We start from the raw sequence: 24,555 nt of genomic DNA on the forward strand, positions 1-24,555 counted from the left end.
CGCACGCGCGGCCCGGCATCGCGGAAACGTCCAAAGGGGGGAATGACATGAAACAGCATCGCATCGCCCGCACCGGCCAGATGGCCGCAGTGCTGGGCCTGGTCCTGGGGATGGGCCTGCTGGCCGCCTGCCGCAGCCATGCGCCGGCCGCCGACCGTCCTGCCGACACCACCGCCGTGCAGTTCCCGGAGGCGTCGAAGGCTTCGTTGAAGGAGGGCATCTATCCCGACGTCGCCGACCTGCGCAGATTCGCGCCGGGCATGAGCAAGCGGCAGCTGTATACCTTGCTGGGCACGCCGCACTTCAACGAAGGCATGTGGGGTGTGCGCGAGTGGAACTACCTGTTCAACTTCCGCACCGCGCAGGGCGCGGAGTATTTCACCTGCCAGTTCCAGGTGCGCTTCGACAGCAAGGGCATCGCCCAGGGGGGCTACTGGAAGCCGGAGTCGTGCGCGGCGGTGATCGAACCGCCACGGCCACCGGCGCCGCCTGCAGCGGCACCGCTGCCGGAGCAACCCCTGCGGCTGTCGGCCGACGCGCTGTTCGGATTCGACAGCGCGGTACTCAGCGCCGAAGGCCAGCAGGCGGTGCAGGGCATCCTGGCGCAGGTGCGCGAGGCTGCGCAGGTGCAGTCGATCCGGGTGACCGGGTACACCGACCGTATCGGCAGTGCCAGCTACAACCAGACCCTGTCGCAGCGACGTGCCGAGGCCGTACGCAGCGCGCTGGTGCAGGGCGGGGTGCCTGCGGCCAGCATCAGCGCCGAAGGGCGGGGCGCAGCCGAGCCGATCGTGCAGTGCGAGCAGCGCAATCGGCGCGAGCTGATCGCCTGCCTGGCGCCGAACCGTCGCGTGCAGATCGCTGGGATCGCCCAACCGCGCTGAGAGTCCCGCACCGGGGCCATGCCCCGGTATCCCGAGTCCCCCCTGACCGTCGGCAGGACGTGGTTACGTCTCCCCCGTTGACCACGCCTGCCGGCGGCTCAGGTTTCCCATGGTGCACGCGATGAACGCTCAATTCCTGCCTCTTTCCATGAAGACGGAAACCACACTCAGCGTGTACGGCCAGCTCGGCAACCATGCCGTGGTACGCATTCCCGGGCGGCGCCTGCCGGGGCTGATCCTGCAGGCAGACACCGTGGCGGGGTTCCTGGCCCAGCTGCAGGAAGCCCAGGCCTGCCTGCGCAGTGGCCGCGCACAGCGTACCGACGCCGAGCTGGACATGCTGATCGACGTGCTGCAGCAGTGGTATGCGCTGATCGAATCGCGCCTGGCCGACGCGGGCGAGGCGCTGTAGGGAAAAAGGGGACGGAGGGGATTAAGTCGTTTCCGGCACACTCGGGGCAAGAGCGACTTAATCCCCTCCGTCCCCTTTTCCTAGGCGCGGGCGCGGACCAGCCAGCAGGCGGCATCCACGCGTACGCGGACGCCCTCGATGAACGGGGTGAATGCCGCTACCGCCTTGTTCCGGAGCGAGGTGGCCCGGTCTTCCGGCATCGCGCGCAGCGCCAGGCCCAACGGGCCCAGCTGGCCGACATAGGTCGGCAGGTCTTCGCGGGCGAGCGAGCAGGGCAGGTCGACCGCAACAACCTCCACGTCATTCCAGCCGGCGGCCTGCAGCAGGTGCTGCACGCGCTCGCCATCGGCAAAGGCGAACTGGCCCGGTGCGCCGGGCGCGCGGGGCGGAAGATCCAGTGCGTCGCCGATGGCGCGCTCGGCCGTTGTCATGAACGGGTTCTCCGCTGCGCTGCGCCAGGCGATGAAACGCAGGCCGGCACCTGGCCGCGCGGCGCGGTGCAGGTTGGCGAAGGCGGCCTCGGTATCTTCGAAGAACATTACGCCCAACCGAGATTGGATCCAGTCGAAGTGCGCGGTGGGCAACGGATGCTGCTGTGCGTCGGCGACGATGAAGTCTGCGTCCAGTCCTGCCGCCTCGGCGCGTTGACGGGCCAGCGCCAGCATCGGCGCGGAGATGTCCAGGCCGGTGCAGTGCGCCGACGGGCGTGCGGCGGCTGAGGCCAGCAGGCTGGCACCGGTCCCGCAGCCTACATCCAGCAGTTGCGTGACGGTGTCGGGCAGTTCGTCGACCAGCAGGTCGGCCAGGGGTTGGAACAGGCCGTCGAGGATGGCCTGCTGCGCAACCCAGATCTGACCGCCGGGGCCGTTCCACAGCGCGTTCTGATCAACGGGGGATGTACTGGTCATGGTCTTGCCTTGCGGGGAAGTCGCCCATAGGTTGGCGCTTGAAGGTCACTTGAGGTCAAGCCCGTGCGTGAACTGGATATCGGCGAGGTGGTCAAGCGCAGTGGCGTGCCGGCCTCGACCCTGCGCTACTACGAACAGCTTGGGCTGCTGCAGGCACTGGGCCGTCGCGGCCTGCGCCGGCAGTACGACGAGCGCGTGCTGGAACGGCTGGCGCTGATCGGTCTTGGCCAGGCGGCCGGATTGTCGCTGCAGCAGATCGGGTTGTCGCTGCCGCCGCAGGATGGATGTATCTCGCTGGACCGTGAGGCGCTGCTGGCACAGGCCGATGTGCTCCAGCGGCAGATCACCCAGTTGCAGCGGGTGCGCCGGCACCTGCAGCGCGCGGCGGCCTGCCCGGAAGCGCAGGACGCGCGGCAGTGCGGTTCATTCCGCAAGCTGCTGCGCGCACAGCAGCGCATGGCGGGTGGGTGAGAGAAGCATCCACGCATGGCGTGGATCTACTTCACCTCGACCTCGGTAGATCCACGCCATGCGTGGATGAATCAATCGCGGGTGCTGACTTCCCAGGTGGCATGCAGCACGCCCGGCACCTGCTCCATCCGCGCCAGCACCACATCCAGTTCATCGGCACTCACGGCGGTACTGACCAGCACCGCGATCACATCGGTGGGCGCGTCGGCATGTTCGACCACCTGCACATCACCGACCGGATACTGCGCCGCTTCCAGCGCATCGACCAACCGCTCGCGCACCCGCGGCACGGCGTCGGCATCCACGCTCAGGCGCACTTCGTAGGTGGCTTCGGTGGCGGCCTCGTTGATCGGGATGCGGTTGATCGCATTGACCAGCGGCCGCAGCAGGGTGTTGCCGGCGATGATCAGCACGGTCAGCAGCACGCCTTCGGCCAGCATGTCCGCGCCGGTGCAGCTGCCCACCGCCGCCGAGCACCACAGGGTGGCGGCGGTGTTGAGGCCGCGAACGTTCATGCCTTCCTTCATGATCACGCCGGCACCGAGGAAGCCGACGCCGGAGACCACGTAGGAGATCACCCGTACCGCCTCGGCGCTGCCGGCGATGCGCATGCCGAGGTCGACGAAGGCTGCGGCGCCGACGGCGACCAGCACGTTGGTGCGCAGGCCGGCGGTGCGTTGCCGGTACTGGCGCTCGGCGCCGATCAGCGTGCCCAGCACGAAGGCGGCCAGCAGGCTCACCACGGTGTCGGCGAAGGGACCGGCCTGGAAGGTCTCAATGAAGCGCATGGCCGGAGTCTACCCGGTCATGGTGACAGTAGATCCACGCCATGCGTGGATTTCCAGCGGTCCACGCCACGCGTGGTTAGTCAGGTACCAGAAACGACTTAATCCCCTCCGTCCCCTTTTTGCGGGGTCAGTCGGTGTCCTCGACGCGCTCGCCCATCAGTTCGCGCTGGCGCTTGTCCAGTTCCTCGGCGTAGCGCTTGCGTACGAAGGCTTCGGAGACCACGCCCAGCACCAGGCCGTCGGCGGCGACCACGGCCAGTTCGTCGGCCTGGGTCTGGTCGAAGCGCTGCATCACGCTGACCACGTCCGCGGCTGGCGACAGCGACACATCACGGTTCTCGGCCAGCTCGCCAATCGTGGTTTCCGGCTTCACGCCGTCGCCGTAGACGCGCGGAATCTGCACGATGCCGGCGTAGTGGCCTTCGCTGTCGATCAGGATCACCCGGCTGCCCGAACCCAGCGGGAAGCGCTGGCGGAACGCGGCGGCATCGAGATCGGCCGGCGCGGTGGCCACGCCCTTGCGCATCAGCCGGCCGGCGTTGAGGTTCTGCACCCAGCCGACGTCGCGGGCGCTCTTGATGGTCTCGCCGCGCAGGTGCATGCGCCAGGTCGAGAACGAGTAGCCGAACCACTGCCGTACCAGCGTGCTGGACACCAGCACCGCGCTCATCACCACGCTGGTCAGCAGGAAGTCGTGGGTGCCTTCCAGCACCAGCATGGCCATGGTCATGGGCGCGCCGACCACCGCCGCGGCCAACGCTGCCATGCCGGCCAGCGCGGCGGACGTGGCGTCGACCACCGGCACGCCGGTGGCCATCGCCAGCAGGCCGGCGAACAGGGCGCCGACCAGGGTGCCCATGAACAGCGAGGCGAAGAACAGGCCGCCACGGAAACCAAACCCGAGAGAGATGCCGGAGGCCAGGCACTTCAGGGTCAGCAGGCCGCCGATCCAGATCAACGGCAGGTGGGTAGTCAGGTCCAGGTGCAGCGCGCCATGGCCGGACGAGAGCACCTGCGGGCTGGCCAGGGCCAGCGGGATCAGCAGCAGGCCGCCCACCACCGGGCGACCCCACAGCGGCAATGGACTGCGCTTGACCGTGCCTTCGATCGAAGCGATCAGGCGCATGATGACAATGCCGACCATCGCGCAGCAGCAGCCGAGCAGGCCGTAGATGGCGTAGTCGGCGGCACGCACGTCGATGGTAGAGGCAGCGGGCAGCAGGTAGGCCTCGATGCCAGCCTGGTCGGCCACGAACGCACCGGCCAGCGCGGCGACGGCCACCGGTGCCAGTGCGGCCGGGGTGTAGGCGCCAATGACGATTTCGAAGGCATAGAACGCACCAGCGAATGGCGCACCGAAGGCGGCGGCGATGGCACCGGCGGCACCGGCACCGACCAGGATGCGCACGTCGTTGCGACGCAGGCGCATCACCCGGCCCAGCTGCGAGCCGCTGCCGGCACCCATCTGCGTATACGAAGCCTCCAACCCGACCGAGGCGCCGCAGCCATTGGACAGCAGGGTCTGGGTCAGCACGATCAGATTATCGCGCATCGACATGCGGCCGCCATGCAGGGCATTGGCTTCCACCGCATCGAGCAGGGGGCGCTTAAGCCGCGTCGCGGCCAGGCTGACCAGGCCGACCAGCAGGCCGCCCAGTGGCAGCACCAGCAGCGCGGTCCAGGTCAGCGAGGGCAGGGAGCTCAGGCGCATGCCTTCGTCCAGCCCATACAGCGTGCCCTGCAACCAGCGCGCGATGCCCGACTGCAGCAGGGTCAGGTAGCCGGCGATCAGGCCGACCAGCAGCGCGAGTGCGATGAACCACAGATCACTGCCACGCAGTCGCAGGCGCAGGCCCTGGAAGGCCAGATGCAGGCGCGATGGCAAAGCAGACGGTGACATGGTGGCGGCATGATACGCCGCCACCGTGATCGCCACCGTCACTGCATCGGGCGATTACCGCTTCAGAAGCGGTAGTGGCCCTGCACGTAGAAGGTACGCGGCGCGGCCACCATGCGGCCGGCGTTGCCATCGACATTGCGGGTGTACCAGCGCTTGTCGGCCAGGTTGTTCACGCCCAGTGCGATCTCGCTGTCACCCAGTCCCGGCACCTGCCAGGCCACCTGCGCGTTCCACAGGCGAACACCCGGCACGCGGCCCACGCGCGCATCGGCGCTCTCGGCCCAGGTGTTGGCGGCGTCGGCGTACTGGCCGCTCTGGTGGGTGCTGGAGACATTGAAGGTCCAGCCGGCCAGTGCGTAGCGGGCGCCGACGCTGTCGGTGTCGCGCGCGTAGAAGGGCACGTCCAGGCCACGGTTGTCGCCGGACTGCTGGATCGCCTTGGTCCAGGTGTAGTTGGCGTACAGCTCCAGCCCGGCCAGCGCGCTGTCCTCGGCGAAGCGGTATTCCAGTGCGCTCTCCACACCCTTGTGATCGGTGGCGCCGATGTTCTGGAAAGTCGGCGGAGTGATCCCCGGCACCTGCAGGATCTGGTTGTCGAAGCGCATCTTGAACACGGTTACTTCCGCGCGCAGTGCACCGTCCTGCCAGCGCGCACCGAGTTCGGTGGTCTTTGCAACTTCCGGGTTCAGCGGATTGCTGGCGGTCTGCGAATTCAGCTGGATGTTCTGCACCGGCCCGAACGAGGTGGTGTAGTTGCCGAACACGGTCAGCTGCGGGGTCAGCAGGTAGGCGATGTTGAGCGAGGGCAGGGCCTTGTCGTTGCGGCTGCTGAAGGTCGCCGTGCCACCGGCCTGGCGGCGGTCCATGTCGATCCATTCCATGCGCACGCCCGGGGTGATCCGCCACTGGCCGATCGCAATGCGGTCGTCGATGTAGAACGCGTGGGCGTCGGTGGCGTTGTCGAAGCGGTTGGTGGCGCTGGCCACGGCGGTGCGGCGGGTGACGGTGTAGCTGCGGTCGTTGCCACGTTCGCGCAGGAAGCGGTAGCCGGCGGTGATGTCGTGCACGCTGGCGCCCCAGTGCAGGCGCTGGGTGTAGCGCGGCTCGATGCCGAGCACGCGGTAGTCACGCGGCTGCACGGTCAGCTGGGTGTTGGCGGCGTTGATCAGCGAGCTGGCGCGGCTGCTTTCGTTGTAATAGGCCAGCACCTCGAACTCGCTGTAGGCCGACAGCGTGTTGGTGTAGCCCAGGTCGATGCCGGTGCGGTGGCCCTTCCAGAAATCGGTGGGGCGGGTGTTCTGGAACGGATCGGCCTGGTACTGGGCGCGGGTCAGGCCGCCCGGGGTCAGCGAACGCACATCGTAGTAGGACAGTTTGGCGCGCAGTTCCTGCTGTTCGTCGATGGCATAGGCGAACTTCAGCGCGAGGTCGTTGAAGCGGTCATCGCTGCCCTGGCGCCAGCCACGCCCGTCCTGGCCGGAGTAGAGCAGCGCCGCGCCGAGGCCGTTGCCGCCGGTGCCGCCGAGGAAGGCGTTGTACTGGGTGCTGTCACCGCCGCCATGGTCGTAGGCGGTGTAGCGCACACCCGCTTCGCCGTGCAGGCCCGCGCCGGTCGGAATGGTGCGGGTGCTGAAGTTGATGATGCCGCCCACGTTCTGTGGGCCGTAGCGCACCGCGCCGCCGCCGCGCACCACGTCGATCGATTCGATGTTGGACAGGCTGGTCGGTGCGAACGACAGCTGTGGCTGGCCATACGGCGCCACCGCCAGCGGCACGCCGTCCAGCAGTACGGTCGAGCGTGGCGAGTAGCGCCCGGTCAGGCCGCGCACGCCGATGTTCAGCGAGACCGAGCTGCCGGCCGTGCCGGAGTTGTCGGTGACCTGCACGCCGGGGATGCGGCGCATGGCATCGCCGATGCTGGCTGCGCCACTGGCCTCGATGCGCTGGCGGTCGACCACCGTGCGCGCGCCGGCGAAGCTCTTGACGCTGTCATGCAGGCCGGTGCCCAGCCAGCTGCCGGAAACCTGGATGCTGTCCAGCGTGGTGGCGCCGTCCTGGGCGAAGGCACGGGTGGCCGGGAGCAGGCACAGGGCGAGGGCGGCAGCCAGGGGCAGGCGGGCCGGTTGCAGGGCGTGGATGGGCATCGGTGCGGGTTGTGGAAGGTCGTAAATGAAAATTATTGCTGATTCCATTCGCTATTGGAATGCGCCTCCGGTTCATGCCGATGTCCCGGTGGTAGAGTGGGCGATTGCTTCCTGACCCGCTGAGATCCGCCATGTCCCAAGCTGCTTTCTACCCCGTCGGAACCCCTGGCCAGCCGTGGGGAGCGGCGGAGCGGGAGGCGTGGCGTGGCCGCCAGCAGCGCCTGCGTCGCTATGACGAAGAGGTGCTGCCGCGCATCGAGGCGTTGGCTTCGCGCTTTGACAAGGTGGCCTACGGCCAGCTCGACTACGCGGGCGAGACCTACACCTTGTTCGCCCTGCGCAGCCGCGACTGGAACCCGGCGCTGCCGGCTGCCCTGGTCACCGGTGGCGTGCACGGCTATGAGACCAGCGGCGTGATGGGCGCGCTGGAGTTCCTCGAAAAGCACGCCGCCGACTATGCCGGCAAGGCCAACCTGCTGGTGACGCCGTGCGTGAATCCGTGGGGCTTCGAGCGCATCAACCGCTGGAACTTCGATGCGATCGACCCGAACCGCAACTTCCGCGCCGACGGCCCGGCCCGCGAATCGACCGCCGTCATCGAACTGATCGCGCCGTACAAGGGTCAGTTCGTGCTGCACATCGACCTGCACGAAACCACAGACAGCGACGAGAGCGAGTTCCGCCCGGCGCTGGCCGCGCGTGACGGCAAGCCGTTCGAGCCGGGCCTGATTCCCGATGGGTTCTACCTGGTGGACGACAGCGAGAACCCACAACCGGCCTTCCAGCAGGCGGTCATCGCCGCGGTGGAGAAGGTCACCCACATCGCGCCGGCCGACGACAAGGGCGAGATCATCGGTTCGCCGGTGGTGGCCCATGGCGTGATCGAGTACCCGCTGGTGAAGCTGGGCCTGTGCGCCGGCATTACCGGTGCGAAGTACACCACCACCACCGAGGTCTACCCGGACAGCCCGCGGGCAACCCCGCAGCAGTGCAACGACGCGCAGGTGGCGGCGGTGTGCTCGGCGCTGGACTACGCGCTCGCCCATCGTTGATCGGCAGTGCCGGCCGCTGGTCGGCAACCACGGGACACTGGGATTGCCGGCCAGCGGCCGGCACTACCTCATCCAAGCGCGTCGGCCCACCATAGTGCGGCCGGTCCGGGAGGCGTGTCGCGGCGCCACAGCAGGTCGCTGTGGATGCGCCGCGGCCACCCGGGCAGGGTCAGTTCCACCAGTTGCCCGCGGTCGTAGCGTTGCACCAGCGCGCGGGGCAGCTCGGCCCAGCCGATGCCGTCCTCGGCCATCTCCATCACCATCAGGTAGTCGGTGGCGGTCCAGGCCAGGCCGGTGACCACGCGGGACTGATCGACCTCCGCGCTCAGGCGCACCTGCCGATGCCGCGCCAGTTGTGCGGCGGCGCGACGCCCGGCGCTGGCCAGCGGATGGTCGCGCGCCACGTACACCGACAGTTCGCTGTGGTGGGCCAGCGGCCGGGCCATCAGGCCATCTGGATAGTGTTCCTGTCGCGGCAGCAGGCCCAGTGCGGCGCGGCCGCTTCCGACCAGCTCCAGCACGTCCTCACCCTCCGCATCCAGCCATTCCAGTTCGATCTCCGGGAACGCCTCGGAGAAGCGCTGCAGGATCCGCTGTTCGGGATCGAGCTGATAGACATCGGAGAACACCACGGTCAGTCGCGCTTCGACCGGTGCGGCCAGGCGCACGCTCAACTGTTGCAGGCGCGCATCGGCAGCCAGGATCTCCTGCGCGTGCCCCAGCACCTGGCGCCCGGCCTCGGTCAGCTGCGGGTAGCGCCCGCTGCGATCGAACAGGCTCACGCCCAGGTCGGTTTCCAGGTGGGCAATGGCGGTACTGACCGTCGACTGGGTCTTGCGCAGCCGTCGCGCGGCGGCCGAGAACGAGCCCAGCGCCGCGGCTTCCACGAAGGCCTGCAGGGATTCAGGGGAGTAGGGCATATATCCATCGCTCCTGTCGATGGAATCCATTTTGATTCCACCGTAAAAGGCGATGATACTGGGCGCCGTCGCCCCTGTCTGCGGGGCGTTCCGGACCCTCCACGCTCGGCGTGGATCCATTGATGAGGCGGCGTGGTCCCCGCCCTGCAAGGAGCTTCACATGTCCCGTACTGTTCCCGCCCGTGGCGCGCTGGTCGCCTGGGCCTGCCTGACCGTGGCGATCGTCGCCGAAGTGGTCGGCACCTCGTTCATGGCCCATGCCGCCCGCGATGGCGGCTGGACCGGCTATCTGGTCATGGCCGGCGCGCTGGCGCTGTCCTACTTCTTCCTGGCGCAGTCGGTGCGCCGCATCGCGGTGGGCGTGGCCTACGCGGTATGGGAAGGCCTGGGCCTGACCCTGCTGACCGTGGTCGGCCTCACCGTCTTCGGTGAAGGCCTGTCGCTGCAGCAGCTGGCCGGCCTGGTGCTGGCGGTGGTCGGCATCGTCTGCGTCACTCTCGGGGAGGCACACTGATGAACACCCTGGCCCTGTTTTTCGTGATCTGTTCGGCACTGATCGACGTTGCCGCCAACATGATGGTGGCCAAGTCGGAGGGCTTCCGCCGCTGGCGCTGGGGCGTTGGTGCGATCGTCATGGTCTGGATTGCTTTTGCCCTGCTGGGCCAGGCCGTGCGCTACATGGATCTGGCCACCGCCTATGCAATGTGGGGGGCGATCGGCGTGATCGGTACCGCCACCTGCGGTCGCCTGCTGTTCGGCAACCGCCTGCGTCCGATCGGCTGGATCGGCATCGCATTGGTGACCGTCGCGGTGCTGCTGCTGAGTACCGCGAAGTAACGCGTCGCCGTGCCAACCAAGGTTGGCATCTACCAGTGCTGAGTCACCGTGCCAACCAAGGTTGGCATCTACCAGTGCTGAGTCACCGTGCCAACCAGGGTTGGCATCTACCGGTGCGGAAGCGCTGTGCCAACCCAGGTTGGCACCTGCCAGAGCGTGAGCCGCCGCAGGCAAGCGCCCCGGAGGACCCCTCCGGGGCGTTGCTGTTTCTGCAGCAGTTAGAACCGTGCGGTGAAGTTCAGCCGCGTGGTGCGGCCCGGGCCCGGCATCAGGCTCATCGCCAGCGTGTCCATGTAATAGGTGTTGCGCAGGTTGCTGACCACCAGTTCCACTTCGGCCTTCGGGGTGAACTGCCAGCGCGCATAGAAGTCATAGATCGCGGTCGGCAGGTAGATGTTCTGCAGGCCGGTGGAGCCGGTGGTGTTCCAGGGCTTGTCCAGTTCATGGGTGGGGCCGCTGTTGTAGGTGCGGCGGATGCCGGTATCCAGTCGCTTGTCGAACAGGCGGACGCCCAGCGTGCTGTGGATCGAGTACTTCGGCGGGTTCTGCGCGTTGACGAACGAGGTGCCGAAGCCGCCGTCCACGCAGTCCGGCGTGGTGTCCAGCTTGCTCCACTTCGCATACGGGTCTTCGCGCAGGCGCTTGGCGGTGGCCGCATCGCAGGTGCGCGCCCGCTGGTAATAGCTGGCCGACAGGTCCAGGTAGGCGATGCCGGCGTCATAACCGGACTGCAGCTCGTAACCGGACACCGTGTAGTTGTCGACGTTGTCGACGTAGAAGGCCCAGTTGCTGGAATCGAAGCGGCGGGTGATGGCGTTGTCGATATCGTTCTTGAACCAGGCCACCTTGAACGCCAGCCGGTCACCGTCGCGCCACAGGTCCTGCTTGAGCAGGCTGAAGCCGATGTCCCAGGAGCGGTTCTTTTCCGGCTTCAGGTCGGCCACCGGCGCCGAGGTGCTGTTGCCCAGCGTCGATTCGAACAGGCTGGGCATCTTCCAGCCCTGCGCGTACTTCACGTAGAAGAACGTGTCTGCGTCGAGGTTGAAGCGCGCCTCGGCATAGGGTGCGAAGCCGTGGCCCGAGCGCCGGATCGCCGGCTTGTAGCCCCAGGCGGTGGGAATCTGCTTGGTGTAGAAGCCATTGGCACCACGCGGATCGCGGATGAATCCGTCGAAATCGTAGCTCTGGCCCAGCGTGCTGTCGCCGTACGGCGTGGCCCGCAGCGAGTCGTAGGTGTAGTTGCCCTGTGCATCCGGGTACCACTCCTTGTACCAGCCTGGCAGCAGCTGGCCGCCCTTGCTCAGGCGCGCGAAGGTATAGCGCAGGTCGCGCGATTCACTGACGAAGGCCACGCGGTTGCGGTCGCGGGTGCGGTAGTCGATGAAGCGGCCGCCTGCGGTCAGCGACAGCCAGTCCCACGGCTGCCATTGCAACGACGCCACCACGCTGGCCTCGCGGCGCGTGCCCGATCGCAGGTAACGGTTGTTGTTGTAGTCCACCGGCAGCACCGGCGAGTTGGGTGCGGTGTCTTCATGCTGGAAGGACGCGCCATAGCGCAGCGTCCAGTCGCCCAGATCATTGCTGAAACGCGTGGTGTTGCTGCTGTCCAGGCCCCAGCGCCGGGTCTTCACGTCCGACTGCAGCCCAGGGCCATAGGTCTCGCCCAGCGTGTCGGGCATCTGGTCGGAGGCCATTTCCTTGAACAGCGGCGTGTTGGCGATATTGCTGTTGAACATGCGGCTGGTGGCGGTGGTGAACCACAGCGTGCTACTCAGGTCCAGCCACGGGTGCGCCTCGGGGCGGTAACGATGGCGCAGCGAAGTGGCGTTGACCCGCATCTTCCCGGGCTCGAACTGGAACATGGTGTTGGCCTTGTCCACGTAGGTCACCCATTCGTTGGACTCACCCACGCGGCCGATCGCCGACGGCATGATTTCGCCGAAGCTGGAGTTGAAGAAGCGGTGGCTCAGCTCCAGGCGCTGGTCCGGGTTGGGCGTCCAGGTGAACTTCAGCAACGCCGATTCGTTGTCAGTGTGGGTATTCAGGACTTCATCGCCCGGGTGGTACAGCTTGGAAACGGCCTGGCTGGACATGCCGTTTCCAAGCTGGACAGGTGCTGGTCGTCGTAGCGGTGGGCGCCGTTGCTGCCGGCGAAGTAGTTGCCCTGGCGGCGCCGTGCGTAGGCTGCGACAAGCTGCCAGTCTTCGCCGCGCTGGGCGAAGGCCACGCTGCCGTTCCAGTCGCGCGGGTCGCGCAGGCTGTTGCGGTTGTCGCTGCCGCGCGCGATCTGCTTGAAGGTGCGGGTGCGGTCGATGCTGTTGTCGGCCACACCGCCACGCACACGCAGCCCCCAGGCCTGGCCATCATCGAGGATGTCATCGACGTTCAACGTTTCCATGTAGACCACGCCGCCGATCGCGCTGGCGGCATTGGCGGCCAGGCTCGGCCCCTTCTCGATGCTGACCGCGCTGATCAGGTCCGGGTCGAGGTAGCTGCGCTGCTGCACGCCGGCATAGCCGCGGTACACGTCGATGGCCTGCTGGCCGCCGTCGATGATCACCGGCACCCGGTTCTGGCCCTGCAGGCCGCGGATGTTGACGTCCAGCGCACCACCATTGCGTACGTCTCCGGTGTGCACGCCGACTGCGCCAGCCAGCACATCGCCGATCGACTGGCCGCGGAAGCGTTCCAGCTGCTGGTGGTCCAGGTGCACGCGGGAGCCGCTGTCGCGGTAGACGGCGTCGGCATCGGCCAGCCCCCACGGCGAAGCGCCTTCGCTGGCCTGGCCGGCCACGCGCAGCGTGCCGATCTGACGCACGCCGGCGTCGGTGGCCGGGGCGGCCTGCAGCACCACGCCGCTGGCATCACGCTGGAACGAAAGGCCGGTGCCGGTGAGCAGCTGTGCCAGCGCGGCCTCGGTGTTGAGCGAGGCCTGCACGCCACCGCTGTGCCGGCCGCGGGTCAGGCGCGCATCGGCAGTGATGGACAGGCCGGACTGCTGACCGAACGCGGTCAAGGCCTGGTCGAGCGGACCGGCCGGGATCTGCCAGCGAACGGCGGCGGCAGCATCCTGTGCGTGGGCGGCGGCCGGCAACAGGCACGGCGTGGCCAGGGCCAGGCACAGCGCGATGGCAAGCGGGCGAGGTGAAGGGCAGGGTAGTTTCATGGGGGCGGCGACATCCGCAATGGGTTCCCTTGTAGTGCCCGCCGAGCGCGCAGAAAGGGAACCGCGATTTCAACGCGGACGCACAACGGTCCACCATGGCCAGCGCTGCTCGATGCGGATCGGCAGGGCGCGCGCCAGCAATTTCAGGGCCTGCAGGCTGTCCAGGCGCGGCAATACCGCGGTGACATTCAATGCGGACAGTGCCGGATCACAGCCCAGATAGCCCCGATGGTGACGGGCCAGTTCGTCGATCACCAGGATCAGTTGCGTGTCCTGCACCTGCAGGCGTCCGTCCTGCCAGTCGCCGCGCAGAGGATCGGCAGCGACCGTTGTGAGTCCCCCCATCGGTCCGATCTGCAGCGCACTTCCCGCAGGCACATCCAGCGCCGCGCCGAACATCGGCAGGCACCGCACCACGCCTTCGAACACGTCCAACCGGCTGTCCTGCGCTTCGCGGCCGACCGCGAAGCGGGTGCCGATCGGCTGCAGGCGCGCGCCGGGTACATGCACGCTCAGGGGCAACCCGGTGAATGCGGGGTGGTGGCCGGTCTGCAGCAGCAGTTCGCCGCGCAGCAGATGCAGGGCGCGGTTGCCGTTGCCGATGTCGACGGTCACTTCGCTGCCGGCGTTGAGCCACAGCTGGCTGCCATCGGCCAGCGTCCAATGACCGGTGCGCCCGGCAGCAGTGCGTTGCGTCTGCAGGTGGCGCTGCGCCTGCAGCCCGTGCAGGCCGAGAAGCGAGACCGCACCGATGCCGAGGGCGCCACCGAGACTGCGAAGCGCGCGCCGGCGGCGATGGCCGGCGGCATCGAGCGCCGTTGCTGCGGCCGGTGCCGACAGCGGGGCGAACGACTGCCAGACCGCCTCGACCCGGCGCCAGGCGTCGGCGTGACCGGCGTCGGCCTGCAGCCACGCACGCCAGTGTTGCTGGTCGTCGTCGCTCCAGCCCTGTTGGCGCAGCGCGAACCACTCTGCCGCCTGCTCCAGCGCCGGGCCGGCCACTGCCGCGCTCATGCCGCCGCGTCGCCGGACAGGCGCAGGCAATGCAGCATCGCCTGCGCCATGTACTTCTTGACCATGCGCTCGGACACGCCCAGCTGTTGGCCGATCTCCGCATAGCCCAGTCCGGACAGCCGGGCCAGCAGGAAGGCACGCCGTGGCCGCTCGGCCAGCCCGCATAGCATGTCAGCGATGGCATGCAGCAGCTGCAGCGCCTGCGTACGTTCCTCCGCAGAGGGATGCACCGGCTCCGGTTGTGCGGCCAGCGCGGTCAGATAGGCGCGCTCCAGGTCCGCGCGCTGCCAGTGGTTGACCAGCAGCGCGTGCGCGATGGTGCTGAGATAGGCGCGCGGCAGGCGCAGTTCGGACGGATCGACGCGCCGGCTGAGCAGGCGCAGGAAGGTGTCCTGGGTCAGATCGGCGGCGCAGTCGGCGTTGTGGGTGCGGCGGCGCAGCCAGCCCAGCAGCCAGCCATGGTGTTCGCGGTAGAACCCCGCCAGCGCGGTGCTGGAGGCGGCGGGCACGGCCATCGGCACGGGTCATTAATGAGAATGATTCCCATTATAGGGTGATCGGGCGGCGCACGACAAATCCTGCGCATGCCGCAGCAGGAGAGATCGCCGGATTTGCGATGCCCGGCGTGCTCGCCGACACTGCGGCTTTCCACAAGGAGTCCCCGCATGTTCAGCCACATCACCGTAGGAACGAACGACATGGATGCCGCGCGCCGCTTCTACGATGCCCTGTTCGCCGCGATGGGGGCACGTCCGGGTGTGTTCGACGAAAAGGGTCGGCTGCTGTACTTCAAGGATGGGCGGATGTTCGGCGTCACCGCGCCCATCGATGGGCAGCCTGCATGCCATGCCAACGGCGGCACCATTGGTTTCACCCTCGACAGTGCCGAGGCCGTGCGCGGTTGGCAGGATGCTGGCGTGGCCCATGGCGGTACGGCCATCGAAGACCCGGCTGGCATCCGCAGCATGGCCGGGCGCCAGCTGTTCCTGGCCTACCTGCGCGACCCGGACGGCAACAAGCTGTGCGCGGTGCATGTGATGTCGTGATTGGACAGTACGCGCGTGGCCGCGATGCACGCGGTCCGCGCGCGGCTGCGCTCGCAGATATGCTTCGGCGCGCGCGTGATAACACGGAATGGCGGGCCGGGCCTGTGACCACAGGCCGCAACTTCATGCTCTGTCCACTGCGGTTCAGCCAGAATTGGTCGGCTAACCCTTTGATCTACCGGAGAACGCCGCCCCATGGATGTACTGGAGCCGCAACAATCCCCGGTGCGCACCCTTCGGCCTGTGTTCGCCTTCGCGGCGATCGTTGTCGTGGCGTTCGCGCTGTTCGTCAGCCTGTTCCCGCTTGGTGCGGGCCGCCTTCTGCTGAAGGCACAGGACTGGGCCGCACTCAATGTCGGCTGGTATTACCTGCTGGCGATGACCCTCTACCTGGTGTTCGTGGTCGGCGTGGCGCTGTCCAAGTACGGTGGCATCAAGCTCGGCGCCGACCATGACGAGCCGGAGTTCAGCTACCTTTCCTGGGCCGGCATGCTGTTCGCTGCCGGCATCAGCATCACCCTGTTCTTCTTCTGCGTTTCCGAACCGCTGACCCACTACCTGCAGCCGCCGCAGGGCGATCCGGCTGCGGGCGAGGCCGGCGCGCGCCAGGCCATGCAGCTGCTGTTCCTGCACTGGGGCCTGCACGGCTGGGGTGTGTTCGCGCTGGCGGCGATGGCGATGGCCTACTTCGCCTACCGCCACAACCTGCCACTGGCGCTGCGCTCGGCGCTGTACCCGCTGATCGGCAAGCGCATCAATGGCCCGATCGGCTACACCGTGGACGCGCTGGGCATCGTCGCCACCGTGTTCGGCATCGGTGCCGACATGGGTTTCGGGGTGCTGCACCTGAATGCCGGCCTGGCGCACCTGTTCAACATCCCGCATTCCAACCTGGTGCAGATCATCCTGGTGGTCAGCATGATGGGCGCGGCGGTGGCCGTGGCCGTCTCCGGCGTGGAGAAGGGCGTGCGCTGGATGGCCAACATCAACATGCTGCTGGCGATTGCGCTGGTGCTGTTCATGCTGTGCGCGGGCCCCACCCAGTACCTGCTCAGCACGCTGATGCAGAACCTGGGCGACTACCTGGGCAGCGTGGTCGGCAAGAGTTTTGATGTGTACGCCTATGGCGGCCGACCGGAATGGCTGGGCGGCTGGACGGTGTTCTACTGGGCATGGTGGATCGGCTGGGCACCGTTCGTGGGCTTGTTCATCGCACGCATCTCACGGGGCCGCACCATCCGCGAATTCGTGTTCGGCGTGCTGCTGATCCCGCTGGGCTTCACCCTGGCCTGGCTGTCGATCTTCGGCAACAGCGCGCTGGACCAGGTGCTGCACCACGGCCAGCAGCAGTTGGCACAGCTGGCGGTGGATGATCCTCCGACGGTGCTCTACGCGTTGTTGGATGGCTACCCGTGGAGCCGCACGGTGATCGCGGTGACGGTGCTGGTCAGCTTCATCTTCTTCGTGACATCAGCTGATTCGGGCGCGGTGGTGCTGTCCACGCTATCCTCGCACGGCGGTGCGCCGGAGGATGATGGTCCGCGTTGGCTTCGCGTGTTCTGGGGCACGGTGATCGCAGTGCTGACCGCCGGGCTGCTGCTGGCTGGGAGCATCGATGCGCTGAAATCGGCGGTGGTGCTGGCCTCGCTGCCGTTCTCGGCGATCCTGCTGCTGATGACGTGGGGGCTGACCCGCGCCTTCAGTGACGAGTCGCACCGCAAGCGCGCGCTGCAGTACCGCCCTTCACCGCTGATCGGCGACGATCGCCATCATCAGGGCTGGCGCCAGCGCCTGAGCCAGGCCATGCACTTCCCGGTGCGCGACCAGGTCTACCGCTTCATGGACGATACGGTGAAGCCGGCGATGGAAGCGGTGGCCGAACAGCTGCGCGGGCAGGGTTGGGATGTATCCACCCGGTTCGAGGCCGGCGACATGGAGCTGACGGTGAACCACGGCGAGCAGCAGGACTTCCTGTACCGGGTGATCCTGAGCGGCTACCTGACCCCGTCGTTCGCCGCCCAGCAGCTGCGCAACCAGCGCTACTACCGCGCTGAAGTGCATCTGTTCGAAGGCAGCCAGGACTACGACCTGGTGGGCTACAGCCGCAAGCAGATCATCAACGACATCATCAGCCAGTACGAACGGCACCTGCAGTTCCTGCACCTGAGCCGGTAATACACGACCGCCGGGCATTCCCCCGGCGGTCGGTGGATTCGATGGTAGTGCCGGCCGCTGGCCGGCAACGCGAACGGGGCGGCCCATCACCGCCGCCCCGTTGGCGCATCAGAACCGGTAGCGCGCCCCCAGCGAAATGAACTGCCCGCGCAGGTTGTACTGGCTGATGTCGAAACCATTGGAGCCACCGGCCGGGTCGAACGGCGGGTCCTTATCGGTCAGGTTCAGCACCGACAGCGACAGCGTGGTGTTGGGAATCCCTTCGTACGCCACGTACAGGTCCAGCTGGTGATACGGCTTGATGCGGTCGCGCAGGCCGGGGTTGCTGGTGGCCGTCGCCACACGCTGGTCATAGCCGCTCACGTACTGCAGGCTCAGCGTGCTGCTCCAGTCGCCCACTGCCCAGTTCAACGAGGTGGTGCCGCGGGTGCGCGGCAGTGCGCCGTGGCGGTTGTTGCCGGCCCCTTCATACGGTGCCTGGCCGGCCACCAGCGGCTGCTTGAAGCTGAGCAGGTGGGTCCAGCTGCCGGCAACGGTGAAGTTGCCCCAGCCTTCGGTGCGGAAGGTGCGGTTGGCTTCCAGATCCAGCCCCGAGGTAGTCAGTTCGCCCTGGTTGGCATACTGGTTGGTGATGAACTGGATGCGTCCCTGTGCATCACGCTGCACGCGTCCGGGGAACAGCGTCGGGTTGTCGACGATGAACTGCGCGCTGTCCGGCTTGACCAGGTTGTCCTGCTCGATGCGGTACCAGTCCAGGCCGATACTGGTGTCGCCATCCGGCGACCACACTGCACCGACGTTGAAGTTGCGCGAGCGTTCGGCCTTCAGGTCCGGATTGCCGGTGCGGATGTTGGTCACGCCACGGCTGCCGCCGGGCTGCAGCGGGTCCAGCGGATCGATCACCGAGCCGTAGCTGACGGTCTGGCCCGGCGCGATCTCCGGCAGCGACGGTGCACGGAAGCCACGCGAGAACGAACCACGCAGCAGCAGGCTGTCCAGCGGCTGCCAGCGCAGCGCCACCTTCGGCGAGAACGCGTTGCCGAAGTCGTCATAGTGGTCGCCACGACCGGCCACCTGCAGCTCCAGCGTGCGGTGCAGCGGCACGCTCAGTTCGGCGTAGGCGGCGCTGACCTGGCGCTCGCCGTTGACCACGTTGATGGCCGGGCGCAGTTCGGTGCCCGACAGCACCTGCGCACTGGTGCGCGCGTCCAGTGATTCCTTGCGGAACTCGGCACCCCAGGCGAAGCCGACCGCACCGGCCGGCAGCTCCCACAGCGAGGTCGAGGCCTTCACGTTCAACGAATGCAGCTTGTACCAGCCCGGACGCTTGGTCTGCAGGCGCAGTGCATCCAGCGCGCCCGGCGTGCTGGACGGGTTGAGGAAGTTGTAGCTGCCATCGCGCAGGATCTGCTCGAACGCGTAGCGGTTGACGAAGTTGTCGACGTATTCGCGCTGCGCGCTCTGCGAGGTCAGCGCCGCCACTTCCCAGTCCCATCGCTCGCCGCTGCCGCGCACGCCGGCCAGCGCACGGTAGAACACCTGGGTGTTGTCCTTCAGGCGCGGGCCGAGATCGAAGAAGGTGTACTCGAACGGCAGCGGCACGCTGCCCGGGTTGTTCGGATGGCCGACCGGCAGCACCGCCGGCACGTCGATCAGGGTGCCGGTGGCCGGGTTGTACGCGCGCAGGCCCGGGCCGACGGTCAGCGGCGCGCTGAAGATCTGGTCGGCCTTGTTGTGGCTGTACAGTACGTCGGCGAAGGCTTCGACGCTGTCGTTGAAGCGGTAGGTCGCGCTCAACGACGCCTGCAGGCGCTCGGCGCCGGGCTGCAGGGTTTTGAACGGCTGGGCGTTGAAGGCGCAGGCCTGGCCGGGCAGGGTGCTGCCGAAATCGCTGTACGGGCGCAGCTGGCTGCCATCCGGGCAGTTGGCGAACGGTTGCGGTGCGCGCGGGTTGGACAGCCAGTTGCCACCGGCGGTGGACCAACCGGCCAGGCGACCGCCGGGCTTGTCGCGGAAATCGCCGCTGCGGGTGTAGGCACGCTGGTCGGCGTCGAGGCGATCACGCTTGAGCAGGTCCAGCCCGAACAGCACGTTCCAGCCCTGCTGTTCGAGGTCACCGAAGCCAGCCAGCAGGCTGGCCTTGCGCTCGTTCAGGCCGCCCTGGGTGGCGGTACCGAAGCCGCCGCCGACTTCCACGCCCTGGAAGTTCTTGCGCAGGATGATGTTGATGACACCGGCGATGGCATCGGAACCGTACACCGCCGAAGCGCCGTCCTTCAGCACTTCGATGCGTTCGACCGCGCTGATCGGCAGCGCGTTGAGGTCGACGAAGGTGTCCTGGGTGTTGAGCGCGAAACCGAAGTTGGAGACGCGGTAGCCGTTGACCAGCACCAGCGTGTTCTTCGGAGACAGGCCACGCAGGCCGATCGAGGCCGAGCCGGCGGCGAAACTGCCGGTGTACTGCTCGTCGAAGCTGTTGCCGGCATTGGCCGACAGGTTGCGCAGCACGTCGGTGAGGGTGGAGCGGCCGGTCTGCTCGATCTGTTCGCGGCTGACGATCTGCACCGGATTCGGCCCGGCGGTATCGCTGCGCTTGATGTTGGAGCCGGTCACCAGCACGGCGCCGAGGGTGGTGCTGTCCTTGCCGGTGTCGGCGGTTTCAGCGGCGCCGGCAGCGCCGGCGGTGAGGCCCAGCGCGATCGCGCCGGCAAGCAGGTTCAGGGTGGTGCGGTACATGGAAGCGACAACGCCGAACGGGGGAGGAGCCGTCAGTACCGCACGCAGGCACGTGCGCCTTCCAATGACGAAAGCGCATTCAGTTATACATCACAGGTTCTTAACGAAAGTCGGTGCCTCCGTTGGAGCAGACCCACTCGGTGGGTGCGGCACCGATCTTTGGTGGGTGCGGACCGTTGGTCCGCATACCCTGCAGGGTCACAGCCCTTTCCCTGTGGAAAGAAGCCTTTTCCCCCCGCGCTACGCGCGAGAGTCGACTGACAGTCGACTCTACCGGGACAGCGCCATTACCGGGACAGCGCCATCCGCTGAGGCATCAAGGCCGCAGCAGCACCTTGCCGTTACGACCCGAACCGGCGCCAGCCTTCGCTGCCTGGGCGATGTCGTCCAGTGCGAAGATCTGCTCCACCGGCAGGGTCAGTTCGCCGCTCCCCGCACGCTTCAGCAGTTCGCCGACCAGCCGGCGCTTGTCCTCCACCGCCATCGCCTGGCTGACCTTGCTGCCCCAGAAACCCTTCACCGTGGCTTCCTTGTAGATCAGGCCGCCGGCGGGAATGCGCATCGGTTCGCCGCTCATCACTCCGAACGACACCAGCGTGCCGTGGTGGCCGAGCAGGTCGACCAGGTCACCGCTGGCGTCGCCGCCGATGGAATCCACGGCGGCCGCCGCCTGTGCTTCGCCGGTCGCTTCACGAACGCGATCCTTCCAGCCGTCCACCGAGGTGTCGAACACATGATCGATATCCAGCGCCTGCAACTGTGCGACGGCATCCGCATTGCGCACCAGGTTGGCTACATGCACGCCACGCGCCCGCGCCAGCATCGCCAGCGACTTGCCCACCGCGCCGTTGGCGGTGTTCTGCACGATCCACTGGCCCGGCTCGACGTGCAGGAACTCCAGCAGCATCAGCGCGCTCAGCGGCATGGCGATCAGCTGTGCGGCCATTTCGTCGGGGATCGCCTCCGGCATCGGAATCACCATGCGTGCCGGTGCGATGAACGCTTCGGCCCAGGTGCCGTGTACCGAGGCCGCGGCGACGCGCTGGCCGATCTGCAGGCCGTCGACACCATCGCCGAGTGCATCGACCACGCCCAGCGCTTCACTGCCACCGATCGCCGGCAGGGTCGGCTTGTAGCCGTAGAGGCCGCGCACGGTCAGCAGATCGTGGTTGTGGATCGAGGCCAGCACGGTGCGGATGCGCACCTCGCCGGGGCCGGGCTCAGGCAGCGGCGCATCGGCAATGGCAAGGACGTCGGCCGGGTTGCCGAAGGAGGGGTACTGGGCAGCGCGCATGGGCGGTGTTCCGGGGAAAGTGGATGTTGTACCGAACTGGGGACGCAGGCGTTGTCGACAAGGCGCCGCAGCTGCAACACGGCATCCTGCGACTGATCGTCGCGACATGTGCTGATTACCGCATCTTGTGTTGACGGTTCGGGATATCCCCACTATGTTGTGGCCGTCACTCCCGGTCAGCCGCCGCCGCCGGACATGCAGCAAACGTCCCGCGGACCGCCCCTGAAGGCTTGCCGTGTCGACGCGGCCGCCATCGTGCGGACGCAGGTCGCCCCCACGGCCCGGATACCGGCCGCAGGCGCAGGCAGATGCCGACGACCTACGTTCCCGTGCCCTGGCAATCCACCCGTTCGCCCCGTGCGCCGGTATCGCGTTCAGGGCCGCCATGGCGTCGACCGCCAAAGCGCGTGCGAGCCTGGAGTTTCACCACCATGACCGACAGTACCTTCCGCGTGGCCGATCTGGCCGGCGCCGGCGACGCCTTGCGCGCCGGTGGCGAGCGCGTGCCGACCTGGATCACCAAGGAGGCCGGCAACCGCCGCCTGCCGTTCGAGGCCGAGCGCCTGCAGCGCAGCATCGACGCCGTGCATGCCGAGTTCCCGCAGCTGGACGTGAGCGACTATCGCCGCGTGGTGCAGGCGATGGTCGAGCGCAAACCGAGCATCAGCGCCGACGACCTGGTCGATCTGCTGATCCGTGAGGCCGAATCGCGCGTGGACCTGGTCGCACCGGAGTGGGAGCAGTTCGCCGCGCGCATCTACCTGCGCCGCCTGTACAAGCGCGCCAGCCGCAACCGCTTCTACGATGTCAGCCTGAAGTACGGTTCGTATGTCGGCCTGCAGGAGAGCCTGGCCGACCGTGGCATCTACAGCAACGACATCCTGCGCTGTTATTCCAAGGAAGAGCTGCAGCAGGCCGGCGAGATGATCGATCCGGAGCGCGACCGACTGTTCGCCTACAACGGCCTGTACCTGCTGGCCACGCGCTATCTGGCCAGCGATCGCAGCCGCGAGGTCTACGAGCTGCCGCAGGAGCGTTGGCTGACCATCGCGCTGTACCTCATGCAGGAAGAAAAACCGCGTGAGCGGCGCATGCAGCTGGTCGGCGAGGCGTACTGGGCGCTGTCCAACCTGTACATGACGGTCGCCACACCAACGTTGGCCAATGCCGGCAAGGTGGGTGGGCAACTGTCCAGTTGCTTCATCGACACGGTGGATGACAGCCTGCAGGGCATCTATGACTCCAACACCGATATCGCCCGTGTGTCCAAGCATGGCGGCGGCGTTGGCGCCTACCTGGGCTATGTGCGCAGCAGTGGCGCACCGATCCGTGGCGTGGCCAATTCCTCTGGCGGCGTGGTGCCGTGGATCAAGCAGCTCAACAACACCGCAGTGTCGGTCGACCAGCTTGGCCAGCGCAAGGGCGCGGTGGCGGTGTACCTGGACATCTGGCACCGCGACATCGAAGCGTTCATGGACCTGCGCCTCAACAACGGCGACCAGCGCCTGCGCGCGCACGATGTGTTCACCTCGGTGTGCGTGCCCGACCTGTTCATGGAGGCGGTGGAGCGCCGCGCCGACTGGTACCTGTTCGACCCGCACGAGGTGAAGCAGGCCAAGGGCTGGTACCTGCAGGACGTCTACGACGAGAAGCGCGGCGCGGGCAGCTTCCGCGACCGCTACGCCGAACTGGTGGCCGATGAGCGCATCAGCCGACGTACGGTGAAGGCCATCGATCTGTTCAAGCGGATCATGCTCAGCCAGCTGGAAACCGGCAACCCGTTCCTGTTCTACCGCGACGAGGTCAATCGCAGGAATCCGAACAAGCACGCGGGCATGATCTATTCCAGCAACCTGTGCACCGAGATCCTGCAGAACATGAGCCCGACGCGGATGATCCAGGAGATCGTCAGCGGCGACCAGATCGTCACCACACGCCGTGCCGGTGATTTCGTGGTCTGCAACCTGTCCTCGATCAACCTCGGCCGGGCGATCAGCGCACCGGATGACCTGTTGGCCACCGATGTACTGGAGCGCCTGATCCCGATCCAGGTGCGCATGCTCGACAACGTGATCGACCTCAATGCGTTGCCGGTGCCGCAGGCCACGATCACCAATCGCAAGTATCGCGCCATCGGCCTGGGCACGTTCGGTTGGCACCACCTGCTGGCGCAGCAGGCAATCCAATGGGAATCACCGGATGCCGAGGCGTTGGCCGACCGGCTCTACGAACGCATCAATTTCCTGACCATCCAGGCCAGCGCGCAGCTGGCGAAGGAGAAGGGCAGCTACCCGATGTTCGCGGGTAGTGACTGGCACAACGGGCGTTACTTCCGTGACCGCGACTACAGTGGCGCCGCGTGGGACAGCCTGGCCCACGAGGTGGCCACGCACGGCCTGCGCAACGGCTGGCTGCTGGCGGTGGCGCCGAACATGAGCACCGCGCAGATTGCAGGCTCCACGGCCTCGATCGACCCGATCTACAGCGCGTTCTACTACGAGGAAAAGAAGGACTTCCGGCGGCCGGTGGCGGCGCCGGGCCTGTCGCTGGAAACCTGGCCGTACTACGAGAAGGGGGCCTACAAGGTCGACCAGTTCGCCAGCGTGCGCCAGAACGCGCGCCGCCAGCGCCATGTCGACCAGTCGATCAGCTTCAACCTGTACGTGCCCAGCACCATCCGCGCCAGCACGTTGCTGGAGCTGCACCTGAGCGCCTGGCGCGAGGGCCTGAAGACCACCTACTACGTGCGCTCCAACGACATCGACATCAGCGAATGCGAGTGGTGCTCCAGCTGATCAATGGTAGTGG

The 24,555-nt window shown here is 67.2% G+C and carries 20 protein-coding genes; 9 read left to right on the forward strand and 11 right to left on the reverse strand.

Annotated features, from left to right (window positions below):
• Nucleotides 1-47: 47 nt before the first annotated feature.
• Complete coding sequence (locus O0K41_RS08635) at nt 48-884, forward strand: OmpA family protein (protein WP_123958678.1); 837 nt, start codon at nt 48-50, stop codon at nt 882-884.
• Nucleotides 885-1,005: 121 nt separating this feature from the next.
• Complete coding sequence (locus O0K41_RS08640; protein ID WP_019659952.1) at nt 1,006-1,296, forward strand: hypothetical protein; 291 nt, start codon at nt 1,006-1,008, stop codon at nt 1,294-1,296.
• An 80-nt stretch (nt 1,297-1,376) separates the two neighbouring features.
• On the opposite strand, the gene O0K41_RS08645 is transcribed toward O0K41_RS08640, so the two are convergent.
• Nucleotides 1,377-2,204 (reverse strand): class I SAM-dependent methyltransferase, encoded by an 828-nt coding sequence (locus O0K41_RS08645; RefSeq protein ID WP_164221568.1) that lies wholly within the window; start codon nt 2,202-2,204, stop codon nt 1,377-1,379.
• Nucleotides 2,205-2,267: 63 nt separating this feature from the next.
• On the opposite strand from O0K41_RS08645, the gene O0K41_RS08650 reads away from it, so the two are divergent.
• Entirely contained in the window at nt 2,268-2,675 is a 408-nt protein-coding gene (locus tag O0K41_RS08650; RefSeq protein ID WP_005413733.1) for a MerR family transcriptional regulator, read from the forward strand.
• Nucleotides 2,676-2,746: 71 nt separating this feature from the next.
• On the opposite strand, the gene O0K41_RS08655 is transcribed toward O0K41_RS08650, so the two are convergent.
• The 3 genes from O0K41_RS08655 to O0K41_RS08665 form a co-directional block, all read right to left on the reverse strand.
• Nucleotides 2,747-3,463, reverse strand: a complete 717-nt coding sequence (locus O0K41_RS08655) for an MgtC/SapB family protein (RefSeq protein ID WP_005416969.1) — start codon at nt 3,461-3,463, stop codon at nt 2,747-2,749.
• Nucleotides 3,464-3,590: 127 nt separating this feature from the next.
• Nucleotides 3,591-5,363: a chloride channel protein gene (locus O0K41_RS08660; protein ID WP_239503536.1), complete on the reverse strand. Its 1,773-nt coding sequence runs from the start codon at nt 5,361-5,363 to the stop codon at nt 3,591-3,593.
• A gap of 62 nt (nt 5,364-5,425) precedes the next feature.
• On the reverse strand, nt 5,426-7,507 hold the full coding sequence (locus O0K41_RS08665) for a TonB-dependent siderophore receptor (protein ID WP_164221572.1): 2,082 nt from the start codon (nt 7,505-7,507) through the stop codon (nt 5,426-5,428).
• 131 nt (nt 7,508-7,638) lie between these two features.
• On the opposite strand from O0K41_RS08665, the gene O0K41_RS08670 reads away from it, so the two are divergent.
• A complete protein-coding gene (locus tag O0K41_RS08670) occupies nt 7,639-8,559 on the forward strand; it encodes a M14 family metallocarboxypeptidase (protein WP_005409981.1) in 921 nt (306 codons plus the stop codon).
• Nucleotides 8,560-8,627: 68 nt separating this feature from the next.
• Here the strand turns inward: O0K41_RS08670 and O0K41_RS08675 are convergent, their stop codons facing one another.
• Nucleotides 8,628-9,479: a LysR family transcriptional regulator gene (locus tag O0K41_RS08675; RefSeq protein ID WP_049396525.1), complete on the reverse strand. Its 852-nt coding sequence runs from the start codon at nt 9,477-9,479 to the stop codon at nt 8,628-8,630.
• 160 nt (nt 9,480-9,639) lie between these two features.
• On the opposite strand from O0K41_RS08675, the gene O0K41_RS08680 reads away from it, so the two are divergent.
• Nucleotides 9,640-9,993, forward strand: coding sequence for an SMR family transporter (locus O0K41_RS08680; protein ID WP_149501574.1), 354 nt, complete (start codon nt 9,640-9,642; stop codon nt 9,991-9,993).
• Nucleotides 9,993-10,316, forward strand: a complete 324-nt coding sequence (locus O0K41_RS08685) for an SMR family transporter (protein ID WP_012480533.1) — start codon at nt 9,993-9,995, stop codon at nt 10,314-10,316. Before O0K41_RS08680 ends, O0K41_RS08685 begins: the two co-directional genes overlap by 1 nt.
• A gap of 218 nt (nt 10,317-10,534) precedes the next feature.
• Here the strand turns inward: O0K41_RS08685 and O0K41_RS08690 are convergent, their stop codons facing one another.
• From O0K41_RS08690 to O0K41_RS08705, 4 genes are all read right to left on the reverse strand, one after another.
• A complete protein-coding gene (locus O0K41_RS08690; RefSeq protein WP_308304484.1) occupies nt 10,535-12,409 on the reverse strand; it encodes a TonB-dependent receptor in 1,875 nt (624 codons plus the stop codon).
• Nucleotides 12,358-13,482, reverse strand: coding sequence for a TonB-dependent receptor (locus tag O0K41_RS08695; protein ID WP_308304485.1), 1,125 nt, complete (start codon nt 13,480-13,482; stop codon nt 12,358-12,360). The genes O0K41_RS08690 and O0K41_RS08695 overlap by 52 nt, the downstream gene beginning before the upstream one ends.
• 69 nt (nt 13,483-13,551) lie before the next feature.
• Nucleotides 13,552-14,496 (reverse strand): FecR domain-containing protein, encoded by a 945-nt coding sequence (locus tag O0K41_RS08700; protein WP_123958672.1) that lies wholly within the window; start codon nt 14,494-14,496, stop codon nt 13,552-13,554.
• Complete coding sequence (locus O0K41_RS08705; RefSeq protein WP_049451628.1) at nt 14,493-15,011, reverse strand: sigma-70 family RNA polymerase sigma factor; 519 nt, start codon at nt 15,009-15,011, stop codon at nt 14,493-14,495. Before O0K41_RS08705 ends, O0K41_RS08700 begins: the two co-directional genes overlap by 4 nt.
• A 150-nt stretch (nt 15,012-15,161) precedes the next feature.
• On the opposite strand from O0K41_RS08705, the gene O0K41_RS08710 reads away from it, so the two are divergent.
• The gene (locus O0K41_RS08710; RefSeq protein WP_049451626.1) at nt 15,162-15,542 is read left to right on the forward strand and encodes a VOC family protein; all 381 of its coding nucleotides are present in this window, start codon (nt 15,162-15,164) and stop codon (nt 15,540-15,542) included.
• Between the two features lie 195 nt (nt 15,543-15,737).
• Entirely contained in the window at nt 15,738-17,717 is a 1,980-nt protein-coding gene (gene betT, locus O0K41_RS08715) for a choline BCCT transporter BetT (protein ID WP_058982340.1), read from the forward strand.
• 108 nt (nt 17,718-17,825) lie between these two features.
• On the opposite strand, the gene O0K41_RS08720 is transcribed toward betT, so the two are convergent.
• Together O0K41_RS08720 and O0K41_RS08725 are read right to left on the reverse strand one after the other, a co-directional pair.
• Complete coding sequence (locus O0K41_RS08720) at nt 17,826-20,453, reverse strand: TonB-dependent receptor (protein WP_099530338.1); 2,628 nt, start codon at nt 20,451-20,453, stop codon at nt 17,826-17,828.
• Nucleotides 20,454-20,769: 316 nt separating this feature from the next.
• On the reverse strand, nt 20,770-21,747 hold the full coding sequence (locus O0K41_RS08725; RefSeq protein ID WP_088437022.1) for a zinc-binding dehydrogenase: 978 nt from the start codon (nt 21,745-21,747) through the stop codon (nt 20,770-20,772).
• A 431-nt stretch (nt 21,748-22,178) separates the two neighbouring features.
• Between O0K41_RS08725 and O0K41_RS08730 the strand changes: the two genes are divergently transcribed.
• Nucleotides 22,179-24,542 carry a ribonucleoside-diphosphate reductase subunit alpha gene (locus O0K41_RS08730; protein ID WP_164221576.1) on the forward strand — a complete coding sequence of 788 codons (2,364 nt, stop codon included), beginning with the start codon at nt 22,179-22,181 and terminating at the stop codon, nt 24,540-24,542.
• Nucleotides 24,543-24,555 lie beyond the last annotated feature (13 nt).

Source organism: Stenotrophomonas sp. Sm2128 (assembly GCF_030985535.1).
In the GTDB taxonomy this organism is placed as follows: Bacteria; Pseudomonadota; Gammaproteobacteria; order Xanthomonadales; family Xanthomonadaceae; genus Stenotrophomonas; species Stenotrophomonas maltophilia.